The organism is Aliirhizobium smilacinae (genome assembly GCF_006335145.1).
In the GTDB taxonomy this organism is placed as follows: domain Bacteria; phylum Pseudomonadota; class Alphaproteobacteria; order Rhizobiales; family Rhizobiaceae; genus Neorhizobium; species Neorhizobium smilacinae.
In genome coordinates, this window is sequence record NZ_VDMN01000005.1 from 308,159 (window position 1) to 321,442 (window position 13,284).

Consider the following 13,284-nt stretch of genomic DNA (forward strand, 5'->3'; position numbering starts at 1 on the left):
GTCACTCCGCCGAATTCGGCCGAGCCGGCGTGATATCGTGGGGGCCTGGCGGTCCGTAGACAATCTGGTAGGCCCAGACCATGAAGCCGTAGCTGGCCACAGTGCCGACTGCGACGATGGGCCAGATACCAAAGGCTAGGACGGCGAAAGTCAGCAACTCCCGGCGTCGCTTCTTACGGAACGATGTCTGCTCCAAAGTTGCTGTCGATTCTGCCATGTTCGCATCCGATATCTGTCAAAATCTAAGATGCAAAAACGCATCAAATGCCTTGATCATAACCAAGAGTGCCGACTGCTCGCCTTGATAAACGTCAATTCCCTCGAAGTTTCGCCAAAATTTTATGCACTGGGTCTAAAAAATAGACTGGATTCGCATGCCGCTTCTTTGGCAACAATCCCTGCTTGAGGCGAGTTAGGTCACCGATCAAGCCTGACATCCGGCCATTCGCCGGTGCCCGTCTTACACTTGAGTAACATGCTCCCTTGCATGCACCCGCGCTTCAGTTTTCTCCAAAAATATCTTTGATCAGGTGGACGCGCAATGTTTGTTTTCGTCTACCTATGCGCGACAACTCTTCGTTTTATTTGTGTTGGCGCAATAACGGTCGCTCTGGTCGATCTAGTTTCGGAAGCACGGAGCATAAGTTGCTTCGTTTCTTGAAAAGGGAGAGACTTTCATGAGTGAACAGTTCCGGTTGACCCGGCGGAGCATGCTGGCCGGCGTCGCCGTGGCGGGCGCATTGGCGCCGGTTGTCACGTCTGTTGCACATGCCGAAGGCGGGGATATAAAGACAAATGCCGCTGTAACAGCAGCTAACATAGCGACGCTTGAGCGCGTCAAGGTGGATCTGGTAAGGCCACCTTTCGTGCATGCGCACACGCAGAAGGCTGAAGGCGCACCGAAGGTTGTCGAGTTCAAGATGACCATCCAGGAAAAGAAGATCGTCGTCGATGACAAGGGCACGGAAGTCCATGCGATGACATTCAACGGATCTGTCCCGGGGCCGATGATGGTCGTCCACCAGAACGACTATGTCGAACTGACCCTCGTCAACCCCGACACCAACGAACTTCAGCACAATATTGATTTCCACTCGGCGACCGGCGCGCTGGGCGGCGGGGCTTTGACTGTAGTCAACCCCGGCGAGACGGCGGTCCTGCGCTTCAAGGCGACCAAGGCCGGTGTATTCGTCTACCACTGCGCGCCAGCCGGCATGGTGCCATGGCATGTCACCTCGGGCATGAACGGCGCAATCATGGTCCTGCCTCGTGACGGGCTCAAGGACCACAAGGGACAAGAGCTTGTTTACGACAAGGTCTATTATGTCGGCGAGCAGGATTTCTACGTTCCGAAGGATGAGAAAGGCCAGTTCAAAAAATATGAGAGTGCCGGGGAAGCTTATCCCGATGTCCTGGAAGCCATGAAGACCCTGACGCCGACGCATATCGTGTTCAATGGCGCGGTCGGCGCGTTGACAGGCGAAAACGCTCTTCAGGCAAAGGTGGGAGAACGGGTTCTGATCCTGCATTCGCAGGCCAACAGGGACACGCGTCCACACCTGATCGGCGGTCATGGCGACTATGTCTGGGCAACCGGCAAGTTCGCCAATCCGCCGGAACTCGATCAGGAAACATGGTTCATACCCGGAGGTGCTGCCGGGGCGGCCTATTACACGTTCCTGCAGCCCGGAATCTACGCGTATGTAAACCACAATCTGATCGAGGCGTTCGAACTTGGCGCGGCCGGCCATTTCAAGGTGACCGGCGACTGGAATGATGACCTGATGACGGCGGTAGTCACGCCGACCTCGGGCTGACGATGTCGGCTCGGCCCCGGACGGGCGTCGAGCCGCATCCCCATACCGGCCAGAGGAGGCCGGACGAGGATCGGAGGATCCTATGACAATCCCCAGAGTTGCTTTTCTGCATAATGCGCTCGCTTCGATTATCCTTCCGGTGGCACTTATTGCGGGGCTAGCAAGCGCAATTGGTTTCCAGTCCGGATTATTGCCGAGGCGTGGATCCAGCGGCTTTATACCCGTAACGGTCAACATACCTGCGGGTCGCTTGGCGTATCGCCAAAGCGGAGAGTTCTTTCGCAATGGCCTCGTCGTCGATGCACCGATGACTGAAACTATCCAGCGATCACTGGAGATCACGAAATATCAGGTGAGCACCGAGAACTATGATCGGTGCGTGACGGAGGGTTTCTGCATTCGCCGGGAGACCTCTACGCCATCACGTGCAGATTTGCCTGCAAACGGTGTGAGTTTCGATGACGCCGTCGCCTATGCCCGTTGGCTCTCGGACAAGACGGGAGAGATTTGGCGATTGCCGAAGGTTGAAGAACTGGCCTTCGCTGCGGGCTCGAAGTATCCCGATGATGCGCTTGGCATCGATCCTCGCAGCAAGAACCCTGCGTTGCGTTGGCTGGCGGATTACGAACGCGAGACCGCGCGCAAGGCGTCCCGCATTCCCAATCCGCAACCCTATGGAAGTTTCGGCGAGAATGAACACGGCCTTGCCGATTTTGGAGGAAACGTCTGGGAATGGACATCTACCTGTCTGCGCAGGGTCACGCTGGACAGGTACTCCAAGCCGGTATCTCAAGTCGAAAGCTGCGGCATTTATATCGCAACTGGAAAACATAGCTCGCCTTTAAGCGCATTCATTCGTGAGCCAAAAGGCGGTGGTTGCTCGGTGGGGGCGCCGCCGGATAATGTTGGGTTTCGTCTCGTGCGCGACAAGCGCTGGTATGCACCGCTGCTCTTTGCCATTTTGGGCCGGCCGATGTAGCGTGACATAGCCCGATTCCCTTGGGGAGAGGAGAGTAGGCTGTGTATCCGCTATAAATGCGACCTGACTGGCTTCTCAGCGAGGAATAAGCCTGCCTTGAAAATCGACCGTTCGCTTATCCGATCCATTTCACTTTTCGATCTTATGCCGGACGAAGAACTCGATCGCTTGCTGCAGCACGCTTCGGCTCGCCGTTTTGCTCAGGGCGAGGCAGTCTTCGAGCAAGGCGGTGCTGCCAGCAGCTTTTATCTTCTGCTCCATGGACGCTTGAAGGTCACGCAGGTGACGGAAGACGGGCAGCAGATCATCGTGCGGGTTGTGCATCCCGGCGATCTGTTCGGCTTTGCCAGAGCGCTGCAACGTGTGGATTATCCTGGCACGGCGATTGCCGTCGCTGAAAGCGTGACTTTGTGCTGGCCGACGGAACTGTGGCCGAATTTCGTTGAGCATAATCCGCGCCTCGCCGTGACCGCCATGCAGACCATCGGTGAGAGGTTGGAGGAGGCACATGTACGCATTCGCGAAATGTCCACCGAGGAAGTGGAGCGTCGCGTTGCCCATACCGTTCTTCGCCTCGCCAATAAGGCGGGGAAGAAGGAAGAGAGTGGCATCCGCATCGATTTTCTGATTTCTCGCCAAGATATTGCCGAAATGACTGGCACGACCTTACATACCGTTTCGCGAATTCTGAGTGCCTGGGAGCAAATGGGGTTCGTTCTGGGCGGACGACAGAAGCTCTTCGTTAAAGATATCCTCGCGCTTGAACAAATTGCAAAGGGCGAATTTCAGCGACGAAGGTAACGGCTGCACCGATTATCGGGTTGGTCCTAATCCGGAAGCGAATTGCGATTGAGAAACGTCTCTGATGCCTTTCCGCGGTGCTTATCCATTTTTATGTTGGAGGCATCCGAACGTCGCGCTGAGGAAGCATTGCTCAACTGGTCTATCTTCAAAGTGTCTCCCGAAGTCTATATTGAATACCTGGCCCGGCTTGATGTTCCCGCGCATAGCAATGAACATTTGAAACGCACCATTTCCAGCTCTTCCGCTTCGATGTGGGCGACGTTGCGCGTGAAACTGCCCTGAATGCATGTGCCGTCTTGGTGACGCAGAAGAATTTTCCCCTTCACTCATCGCAATCGCAAATATCGCCCTTCATTATCTATTAAATCAGTAGACAAATGGGTGCATGTTAAAGGTGTGGCGTGAGGTCGCAGATGTACAACTTAAGCCTGCTCGATAAAAGCCCGATTACAGATGGACAGACGGCGGACGGCGCTTTATCGGCGACAATCAATCTGGCTAAACGGGCTGAAGCTTTAGGATATAAACGCTTCTGGGTCGCAGAGCATCACGGATCGACCGAGTTGGCGAGTTCTGCGCCGGAGGTTCTGGTGTCCTGGATTCTTGCCAACACCTCCAGCATCCGTGTGGGTTCCGGTGGCGTCATGCTGCAGCATTACAGCCCGTTCAAAGTCGCGGAAGCGTTCAACCTCCTGTCGTCTCTGGCTCCGGGCCGCGTTGATCTTGGTATCGGAAAGGCGCCTGGTGGCCTTCCTAAGGCAACTGTCGCCTTGCAGGTTTACCGGGCGGAAAAGCCGGAATTCGAGACGCAGCTGTCTGATCTGACATCCATTCTCGACAATTCCATTGCCACACAGAGAGATTCCTCCTTGGCCTTCGCGGGGCCCCAGCCTCCGGTCACGGCGGAACGCTTTCTGCTGGGAGCAAGTCCAGGCAGCGCGCAACTGGCCGCCCGGCAAGGCTGGAATTTCGTTTTTGCCGGCCATCTCAACGGTGATCCGGAAAATCTGCGCCTCAGTCTCGAAACCTATCGTCAGGAAAGTGGTGGGCGTGCGCCCATCCTGGCGCTTGCAGCATATGCATCCGAGAGCGCTTCCGACGCCGCAGAACAAGTCTCGGGGCTGAAGGTTTTCAAAGTGTTTCTAGACAATGGGCAATCGGTCAGTCTCGGCCGGCGCGACCAGGCAGAGGAGTTCGCGCAGCAGGCGGGTGCCAAGACCTACCGTATCGAGGAACGCAAGCCGAGTGTGCTTCACGGAACGTCGGATGACATCCACGCCGAACTGTCGCGGCTGGCCGCAACCTTCGGCATCGAAGAGTTCATTCTGGAGCCACCGGCAGTGGGCGCGGACCGGCGGCTTTCATCCATCGAACTTCTGTCCCGCAAGCCGCTCTCTGCGGCTGCCTGATTTAAAGGAGAGAGTGTCATGAGCAGGAAGATCAATTTCGGCATCATGCTGCAGGGTGCCGGCGGCCATATGAATTCCTGGCGCCACCCGAAAAGCCCTGTCGATGCAAGTGTCAATCTCGAGTTCTTCAAGACGACTGCCCTCAAGGCAGAGGCGGCTGGTGTCGCCTTTGCCTTCGTCGCGGACGGGCTCTACATCAACGAAAAGTCCATTCCGCACTTCCTCAACCGTTTCGAACCGCTGACCATCTTGTCCGCGCTTGCGACAGTGACAACCAGGATCGGTCTGGCGGGCACGGTTTCCACCTCCTACAGCGATCCCTTCACCATCGCCCGGCAATTCGCCTCGCTCGATCTCATCAGCGGCGGCCGCGCCGGCTGGAACGCCGTGACGACGCCGCTGGAGGGCACTGCCAGGAATTACAGCCGCAGCCACCCCGAACATGCGCTTCGTTATGAAATCGCCGACGAATATCTCGAAGTGATCAAGGGGCTTTGGGACAGCTGGGATGACGATGCCTTTCCGCGCGATCGCGACAGCGGCAAATTCTTCGACCAGGAAAAGCTGCATACGCTTGGCCACAAGGGACGCTTTTTCCAGGTGGAGGGGCCGCTGAACATCCAGCGTTCGCCCCAGGGGCAGCCGGTGATATTCCAGGCGGGTTCATCGGACGCCGGGATAGGTCTCGCCGGCCGGCATGCCGACGCCGTCTTCACCAACGGTGTATCACTCGAGGAAAACCGCACGTTTTCGCAACGCGTAAAGCAGGCTGCAGTGGCCCACGGTCGCTCTGCCGAGCATGTGCAGATCTTTCCGGGCATCGGTCCGATCGTTGGTTCTACACAGGCCGATGCCGAGGAAAAATATGAAACCATCCGTAACCTGATCTCGATCGATGAAGCGCTCGCCTATCTTGGTCGTTTTTTCGACCACCACGATTTCAGCACCTATGATCTGGACGCACCGTTTCCCGAGCTCGGCGATATCGGCAAGAACAGCTTTCGCTCGACGACCGACCGTATCAAACGTGTGGCGCAGGAGAAGGGACAGACCCTTCGGGAGGCGGCTCTTAATGCTGCTACGCCGAGGGAAGGTTTTGTCGGTACTCCGGATGTCGTGGCTTCCAAGCTTATCGAATGGTTCGATAATGGCGCAGCCGACGGGTTTATTCTCGGCTTTCCGGTGATTGCCGAGGGGCTGGACGATTTCGTTCAACACGTACTGCCCATCCTGCAGCAGCGTGGTTATTTCGATCCGCAACTGCAGGGCCGGACCCTTCGCGACAATCTCGGGCTTCCCTACAAGGAGAGCGTCTACAAGGCTGGTGACCAGGAAACGGAAAAGGCCAGGGCCTGACATTTTGACAAGGTGAAACGGCCGGCCTTCGAGGCTCGGCGCAACCTTTGGAAAGCAACAATCATGAATATTCATGTTGACGGCGCGCGTTCTCGCGACGACGCCGAACGGCTGATCCTTGCCTCGATCAATGAGTTCATCGACATCCGCCGGGACCTGCATCAGTACCCTGAGCTATCGTTTCACGAGAAGCGTACGGCCCGCATTATCGCGAAATATCTTCTCTCTTATGGGTACGAGGTGATGGAGGGTGTCGGCGGATACGGCGTTGTCGCCACCCTCCGCCGAGGCTCTGGTCATAGGCGGATCGGCATTCGTGCCGACATTGATGCGCTGCCGATCGAGGAGACCACTGGGCTTTCCTATTCAAGCCGCAATCCTGATGTCATGCATGCCTGCGGCCATGACGGGCACACCACCATCCTGCTCGCAGCTGCGCGTTATCTGGCAGAGCATGGCCGTTTTTCGGGAACCTTGACGCTGATCTTCCAGCCGGCCGAAGAAGTGGGCGCAGGTGCCCGCAAGATGATTGAGGATCGACTGTTCGAACGGTTTCCGGTCGATGCGGTCTTCGGCCTGCATAACTGGCCGGGCGTCGCGACGGGCCAGTTCGGTTTCGTCGAGGGGCCGGCGATGGCGTCGGTCGATCAGGCGCTGATCAGGATCATCGGCAAGGGGGGGCACGGAGCTTCCCCGCATGAGACGGTCGATCCGGTTCTGGCCTCTGCGTCCTTCATCACGGCGCTGCAAAGCATCGTCGCCCGCAACGTAGATCCGCTTGAAATGGCGGTGCTGACGGTCGGGTCGATCCACGGCGGCTCAGCATCCAACGTCATCCCGGAAAGTGTCGAGCTGAAATTGACGGCCCGCGCCTATTCTCCTGCCGTTCGCGACAAGCTGGAGGCGCGGGTCCCGGCTCTTGCGCGGGCCCAGGCGGAAAGTTTCGGTGCGGAAGCGGAGGTCAATTACCGACGCGGCTTCCCACCGGTTATCAATCACGTCGAAGAGACACGGCTCGCCCGCCGTGTCGCCGAGGAGAATTTCCCTTCGGAACAAATTGCCGGCAGTTTCAGGCCACGCACGGCAAGCGAGGATTTTGCCTACATGCTGCAGGAACGGCCGGGTTCCTACCTGTTCGTCGGCAACGGCGACAGCGCCCCGCTGCACAGCCCGCTCTACAATTTTAACGACGAGATCATCGCGCCCGCTGCCCGCTACTGGGCACGGCTCGCCGAAACCTTCCTCTCATGATTGGCCGACAAAGGAGTGATAACCGTGAGTGATCGCTTTTATTACACGACACCGCTCGACCCGCTGGCAGGGCCGCTGATCGAGGAACTGACCTTCGAATACGACAGCCGTTACGGCGACTTTTTCGATGCCGAGGGCGCGAAGAAGGAAATGAACAGATATGCCCCTGACGTCTTCGCTCCGCCGAACGGCAATTTCGTTCTGCTTCTGCGTGACGGTCAGGCGATCGCCGGCGGTGCGTTCATGCGGCACGAAGATGATAGAACGACGGAGTTCAAGCGTGTCTGGACCCATTCGGACTATCGGCGGCAGGGGCTGGCAAAACGTGTTCTGGTCGAGCTTGAGGAACAGGCGGTGCGGCAGGGCTATGTCCGTGTCTATCTGACAACTGGCTTCCGTCAGCCGGAAGCGGTTGCTCTCTATCTGACCAACGGTTATTCCGCGCTTTTCGACACCACCGCGGATCCACAGACCATTCGCACACTGCCATTCGAGAAATCGCTCGATTTCGGCAATTACCAAGCCCTCGGCGCTGCATCGTTCGGCGTGAGCGCGGCATCATGACAGTTACCGCGGATTTCAACGATGCTCGCGCCGGATCCGGCGAGGTCATCAAGCCGGTGAATGGCGACTACTCGCACTACCGAATTGTCCCGGCCCGCTATCCGGCGCGCACCGTCGGCACAGTCCTCGCGGTCGTCCTCATCGTGGCGACCCTGCATTCCGTGCTCGGGAACGAGCGTTGGGGATGGGGTGTGTTTGCCGAATGGTTCTTCGCCGAACCGGTTCTGGTCGGCCTGGGGCGGACCCTGCTTCTGACACTGCTCGGCGCATTCTTCGGTTTCATCCTGGGGACGGGGCTGGCACTTGCCCGCGTTTCGGGCTCTCCGCTTCTGTCCGGTGTTTCATGGACCTATGTGTGGATTTTCCGCTCAATCCCGTTGATCGTGCTTCTGCTGATCCTCAACAATCTCGGCTATCTCTATGAGACGATCACCATCGGCGTACCTTACACGGGCATCAATTTCATCAGCTGGAATACGACGCAGCTAATCACACCGTTTGCTGCCGCCGTGCTGGGGCTGGCGCTGCATGCGGCGGCATTTTCCTCGGAGATCGTCCGAGGCGGCATTCTCTCCGTCGATCAGGGGCAGCTTGAAGCTGCGGCCGCTCTCAGCCTTCCGCGCCGCCGGCAGTTCTCCCGCATCGTCCTGCCGCAAGCCATGCGCAGCATTCTTCCGACAGGTTTCAACGAAATCATCCTGCTCGCGAAAGGTACGTCTCAGGTCTATATCCTGGCGCTACCGGAGCTTTTCTACACGATCCAGATCATCTATCGCCGCAATCTGGAAGTCATTCCGCTGCTGATGGTGGCGACGGTCTGGTATCTGGTCATCCTGACGGTGCTGTCGATCATCCAGCATCAGATCGAGCGTCATTATTCTCGCGGTGCGCTGCGCAATCCGCCGCCTTCGGTCTTCTCGCACCTGTATCGTCGTCTGGTGAAGCCGAAGGAAGGCGCTCCCGCCGCCTATGTGCCTGCGGCAGCGACGACGAAGGTTGTCCGCCGCAGCCCGTTGCAGGCCCGTGGCGGCGAGGTGACGATCCACGGCGTCTCCAAGAGTTACGGCTCGCTGAAGGTTCTGGACGATGTCACCCTCAAGGTTCCGGTCGGCAGCGTCACGACCATTCTCGGCCAATCGGGTTCCGGAAAATCGACGCTGCTGCGTTCGATCAACCATCTGGAACGCGTCGATGCCGGTTTCATCGCCATCGACGGTGAGTTGATCGGTTATCGGCAGGATGGTCAGACACTCTACGAGCTGAAGGAGAAGGAGATTCTCAAACGCCGGGTCGAAGTCGGCATGGTGTTCCAGAATTTCAACCTCTTCCCACACCTGACCGCCGTCGAAAATATTGCCGAGGCACCGGTCACAGTACGCGGCCTGTCTCGTGAACAGGCAGAGGCAGAAGCGCTCGATCTTCTCGCCCGTGTTGGACTTGCCGACAAGGCACATGCCTATCCGCGCCAGCTTTCCGGTGGTCAGCAGCAGCGGGTTGCCATCGCGCGTGCGTTGGCGCTCAAGCCGAAAGTGCTGCTTTTCGACGAGCCGACGTCCGCGCTTGACCCGGAACTGGTCAACGAAGTGCTCGACGTCATCAAGGAACTCGCGCGCTCCGGCGCAACCCTCGTCATCGTCACCCACGAAATCGGCTTTGCCCGTGAAGTCTCCGATCAGGTCGTCTTCATGGAACAGGGCCGCATCCTTGAAACCGGCACGCCGGACAAGGTCTTCAGCCGGCCGGACCATCCGCGCACGGCCGCATTCCTCGCCAAAGTTCTCTGAACAATTTCAACGATAAGGAAGCACCAGGATGTCGCATAGAAGCAGACTTCTCAGCATCGCAGTTGGCAGCCTTCTTTCGCTGTCGGCAGCGCTTGCCTCGACAGCATATGCGCAAGGCCTCGATCTTTCTCCCGAACAGAAGGATCGCGTCCGCGCGGAAAAGGTCGATGGCGCAGTCAAGCTCATCAGCCCGAACTACAAATTCGTGACCGCGGGCAAGTTCACCGTGGCATCTGTGCCCGGCAGCCTGCCATTCGCGGTCTACGGCAACGACACAGAGACGCCGGTCGGCGGTGAGCCCGACATTGCGCAGCTCGTAGCTGACAGCCTCGGCCTAGAACTTGAAATCATACCCGTCGCCTGGGCCGACTGGCCGCTCGGCATCGCCTCCGGCAAGTTCGATGCGGTGATCCACAACGTGACGGTAACCGAACTGCGCAAGGAAAAGCTCGATTTCTCGACCTATCGACACGACCTTCTCGGGTTCTACGTCGCCAATGACAGCAAGATTAAGGATATCAGCAAGCCGGAAGATGTCGCCGGATTGCGGGTCATCGTCGGCGCCAGCACCAACCAGGAGCAGATCCTTGTGCGCTGGAACGAAGCGAATGTCGCCAAGGGCCTGAAGCCGGTGGAGATCCAGTATTACGATGACGTGACGGTGCAGGACCTTGCTCTTCAGGCGGGGCGTGCGGACGCCTATCTCGGCCCCAATGCGATCTCGGCCTTCAAGGCGGGGCAGGGCAACAAGACACGTCTCGTCGGTACCTTTTCGGGCGGCTGGCCGGAAACGGCGGAAATCGCCGTGGCCACCAAGAAGGGGGCAGGGCTTGCGGATGCGATCACGTTTTCGCTGAACGCCCAGATCAAGAACGGCAATTACGGCAAGGCGCTCGCCCGATGGAACCTGTCGGCAGAAGCTATCACCGAGTCACGCACCAATCCGCAAGGTTTGCCGAAAAGCTGATTCATCAGTCGCTGATGTGTCGGGGGACACAGCAGCCTAGAGGCGCGGGCTCTCCTCCCGCCCGCGCCTCCTTCCTCGTCAACCGGATAAACGCCATGACCATCTTTCAAGAATTCAGTCGCGTGATCAGCGCTGGCCTGCTCATCCTTCCGCTGTTTGCCTATGACGCGCTTGCTGCAGATGACATATTCGATCTTTCTCCGGAGCAGCCCGGCCGTGTGCGGGTGGAGAAGGATGCCGCGGCGATCGCCGCGATCCCCAAGGATTTCAAGTTTGCCAATCCTGGCAAGTTCACCGTCGCGGTATCCACGGGCGGGCCGCCGCTGGCGACCTATGCCACCGATGCGAAGACGGTTGTCGGAGCCGATCCAGATTACGCGCTGGCGATCGCCGACAGCATCGGCCTCGAACTGGAACTGGTGCCTGTTGCCTGGGCCGACTGGCCGCTTGGTCTGACATCCGGAAAATACGATGCGGTTATCTCCAATGTCGGCGTCACCGAGCTGCGCAAGGAAAAGTTCGACTTCTCCACCTATCGGCAGGGCTTGCATGGTTTCTTCGTCAAGGCCAGCAGCGATATCAAGGAGATAAAGGAGCCGAAGGACGCCGCCGGACTGCGCATCACGGTCGGCGCCAGTACCAATCAGGAACGCATCCTGCTCAAGTGGAGCGACGAAGACGTTGCCGCGGGCCTGAAGCCGATCGAACTGCAATATCACGATGACGATGCGGCCCGCATCATGGCGCTCCAGTCCGGGCGCGTCGATGTCATCGTCCAGCCGCATGCGCAGCTTGTCTATATCGCTGCCCGCGACAAGAACATCAGACGTGTCGGCACGCTGTCGGCTGGCTGGCCGGAGCGCTCGGATGTAGCGATCACAACCCGCAAAGGCTCTGGCCTCGCCGATGCGCTGACGCTTGCGACCAACGACCTGATCAAAACCGGCGCCTACGCGAAAATTCTCGCACGTTGGCAGTTATCGGAGGAGGCGCTTCCGGAATCGCGCACCAATCCGCCCGGCCTTCCAAAAACCTGACCGAATTTGGCTGAAACTGCCTTCGGCAGGGCTCCTTCTCGAGGGAGTGCTGCCGACACTTTCCATTATCCATTGAAAGCATTCGCATGACCCAAGACCGCAAGCCGTCGAGCGCGCTCGGAACCAACACCCAGCTTGTCCGCGCCGGGTATGATCCGTTCGACTATCACGGCTTCATCAATCCTCCGTCTGTCAGAGCATCGACCGTCCTCTTTCCCAGCGCCGAGATCATGGATACCCACGCCCAGAAATATACCTACGGCACGCGGGGAACGCCGACGACCAACGCTCTTTGCGATGCGATCGACGAGCTGGAAGGGTCTGCCGGGACCATTCTCGTACCGTCCGGCCTGGCGGCGGTGACGATCGCCTTCCTCGCTTATCTCTCACCCGGTGACCATGCGTTGGTGGTCGATTCCGTCTATGGGCCGACCAGGCATTTTTGCGAAACAGTGCTGTCGCGCTTCGGCATCGAGGCAGAGTTTTATGATCCTGCAGCGGGTGCTGGTATCGAGGCGCTGTTCCGGCCGAATACAAGGCTCGTTCACACGGAGGCGCCGGGATCAAACACTTTCGAGATGCAGGATATTCCCGCGATTGTTGAGGTCGCTCATCGTCTCGGTGCGGTGGTCACCATGGATAACACCTGGGCAACACCGCTCTATTTTCGCCCTCTCGATTTCGGTGTCGATATCTCCATCCAGGCGGTCACGAAATATCCGGCTGGCCATTCCGACATCCTGATGGGCACCGTATCTGCCAACGAAAAGCACTGGTCTCGCTTGAAAGAAACGAACGGCGCGCTCGGTATTTGCGGCGCGCCGGATGATGCCTATCAGGTTCTGCGCGGCTTGCGCACCATGGGCGTGCGACTGGAGCGACATCAGCAAAGCGCTCTGGCCATTGCACGCTGGCTGGAGGACAGAGAGGACGTGGCGCAGGTTCTGCATCCTGCATTGCCGAGCTTTCCGGGGCACGATCTCTGGAAGCGCGATTTCAAAGGCGCGAGCGGTATCTTCTCCTTCGTGTTGGCGGTGTCGGAGAAAGCCCAACACAAGCGCAAGGCCCAAACCTTTCTCAATGCACTGACCCTGTTCGGTCTCGGTTACTCCTGGGGCGGCTTCCCGAGCCTGGCGCTTCACGTCAACCTGTTTGACCGACGGGTGGCGCCGCCGCCTTCCGGTGGGCCGGTGCTGCGACTGCAGATCGGCCTGGAAGATGTCGGTGACCTGATCAAGGATCTGGAACGGGGTTTTGCCGCATCCGTGTGAGCGGCCGCCGCCTTCGGTTATACGCGGACCTATTCTAAGCATATC

12 protein-coding genes and 1 pseudogene are annotated in these 13,284 nt (G+C 58.4%); 12 read left to right on the forward strand and 1 reads right to left on the reverse strand.

Annotation, left to right across the window (positions count from 1 at the left end; translation table 11 throughout):
• Position 1: 1 nt before the first annotated feature.
• Positions 2 to 217, reverse strand: coding sequence for a periplasmic nitrate reductase, NapE protein (gene napE, locus FHP24_RS21380; protein ID WP_139678255.1), 216 nt, complete (start codon positions 215 to 217; stop codon positions 2 to 4).
• 460 nt (positions 218 to 677) lie between these two features.
• Between napE and nirK the strand changes: the two genes are divergently transcribed.
• From nirK to FHP24_RS21440, 12 genes and pseudogenes are all read left to right on the forward strand, one after another.
• Positions 678 to 1,817, forward strand: a complete 1,140-nt coding sequence (gene nirK / locus FHP24_RS21385) for a copper-containing nitrite reductase (protein WP_139678256.1) — start codon at positions 678 to 680, stop codon at positions 1,815 to 1,817.
• An 82-nt stretch (positions 1,818 to 1,899) separates the two neighbouring features.
• The gene (locus FHP24_RS21390; protein WP_139678257.1) at positions 1,900 to 2,796 is read left to right on the forward strand and encodes an SUMF1/EgtB/PvdO family nonheme iron enzyme; all 897 of its coding nucleotides are present in this window, start codon (positions 1,900 to 1,902) and stop codon (positions 2,794 to 2,796) included.
• A 96-nt stretch (positions 2,797 to 2,892) separates the two neighbouring features.
• Positions 2,893 to 3,597: a Crp/Fnr family transcriptional regulator gene (locus FHP24_RS21395; RefSeq protein WP_139678258.1), complete on the forward strand. Its 705-nt coding sequence runs from the start codon at positions 2,893 to 2,895 to the stop codon at positions 3,595 to 3,597.
• 90 nt (positions 3,598 to 3,687) lie between these two features.
• Positions 3,688 to 3,882 (forward strand): annotated as a pseudogene (locus FHP24_RS21400) (type II toxin -antitoxin system TacA 1-like antitoxin); the annotation flags it as partial.
• Positions 3,883 to 4,013: 131 nt separating this feature from the next.
• Positions 4,014 to 5,009, forward strand: coding sequence for an MsnO8 family LLM class oxidoreductase (locus FHP24_RS21405; RefSeq protein WP_139678260.1), 996 nt, complete (start codon positions 4,014 to 4,016; stop codon positions 5,007 to 5,009).
• A gap of 18 nt (positions 5,010 to 5,027) precedes the next feature.
• A complete protein-coding gene (locus FHP24_RS21410) occupies positions 5,028 to 6,365 on the forward strand; it encodes an LLM class flavin-dependent oxidoreductase (RefSeq protein ID WP_139678261.1) in 1,338 nt (445 codons plus the stop codon).
• Between the two features lie 63 nt (positions 6,366 to 6,428).
• Positions 6,429 to 7,616 carry a M20 aminoacylase family protein gene (locus FHP24_RS21415; protein ID WP_139678262.1) on the forward strand — a complete coding sequence of 396 codons (1,188 nt, stop codon included), beginning with the start codon at positions 6,429 to 6,431 and terminating at the stop codon, positions 7,614 to 7,616.
• A 24-nt stretch (positions 7,617 to 7,640) separates the two neighbouring features.
• Entirely contained in the window at positions 7,641 to 8,180 is a 540-nt protein-coding gene (locus tag FHP24_RS21420; protein ID WP_139678263.1) for a GNAT family N-acetyltransferase, read from the forward strand.
• Positions 8,177 to 9,964, forward strand: a complete 1,788-nt coding sequence (locus tag FHP24_RS29255) for an amino acid ABC transporter permease/ATP-binding protein (RefSeq protein WP_139678264.1) — start codon at positions 8,177 to 8,179, stop codon at positions 9,962 to 9,964. The genes FHP24_RS21420 and FHP24_RS29255 overlap by 4 nt, the downstream gene beginning before the upstream one ends.
• A gap of 28 nt (positions 9,965 to 9,992) precedes the next feature.
• A complete protein-coding gene (locus FHP24_RS21430) occupies positions 9,993 to 10,931 on the forward strand; it encodes an ABC transporter substrate-binding protein (protein WP_139678265.1) in 939 nt (312 codons plus the stop codon).
• 95 nt (positions 10,932 to 11,026) lie between these two features.
• Positions 11,027 to 11,968, forward strand: coding sequence for an ABC transporter substrate-binding protein (locus FHP24_RS21435; protein ID WP_139678266.1), 942 nt, complete (start codon positions 11,027 to 11,029; stop codon positions 11,966 to 11,968).
• A gap of 86 nt (positions 11,969 to 12,054) precedes the next feature.
• Positions 12,055 to 13,239: a cystathionine beta-lyase gene (locus FHP24_RS21440; protein ID WP_139678267.1), complete on the forward strand. Its 1,185-nt coding sequence runs from the start codon at positions 12,055 to 12,057 to the stop codon at positions 13,237 to 13,239.
• The last annotated feature ends 45 nt before the right edge of the window (positions 13,240 to 13,284 follow it).

Coding starts and splice junctions, on each gene's coding strand:
- napE (WP_139678255.1), bottom strand. CDS start 217: ATGGCAGAATCGACAGCAACTTTGGAGCAGACATCGTTCCGTAAGAAG.
- nirK (WP_139678256.1), top strand. CDS start 678: ATGAGTGAACAGTTCCGGTTGACCCGGCGGAGCATGCTGGCCGGCGTC.
- FHP24_RS21390 (WP_139678257.1), top strand. CDS start 1,900: ATGACAATCCCCAGAGTTGCTTTTCTGCATAATGCGCTCGCTTCGATT.
- FHP24_RS21405 (WP_139678260.1), top strand. CDS start 4,014: ATGTACAACTTAAGCCTGCTCGATAAAAGCCCGATTACAGATGGACAG.
- FHP24_RS21410 (WP_139678261.1), top strand. CDS start 5,028: ATGAGCAGGAAGATCAATTTCGGCATCATGCTGCAGGGTGCCGGCGGC.
- FHP24_RS21415 (WP_139678262.1), top strand. CDS start 6,429: ATGAATATTCATGTTGACGGCGCGCGTTCTCGCGACGACGCCGAACGG.
- FHP24_RS29255 (WP_139678264.1), top strand. CDS start 8,177: ATGACAGTTACCGCGGATTTCAACGATGCTCGCGCCGGATCCGGCGAG.
- FHP24_RS21430 (WP_139678265.1), top strand. CDS start 9,993: ATGTCGCATAGAAGCAGACTTCTCAGCATCGCAGTTGGCAGCCTTCTT.
- FHP24_RS21435 (WP_139678266.1), top strand. CDS start 11,027: ATGACCATCTTTCAAGAATTCAGTCGCGTGATCAGCGCTGGCCTGCTC.
- FHP24_RS21440 (WP_139678267.1), top strand. CDS start 12,055: ATGACCCAAGACCGCAAGCCGTCGAGCGCGCTCGGAACCAACACCCAG.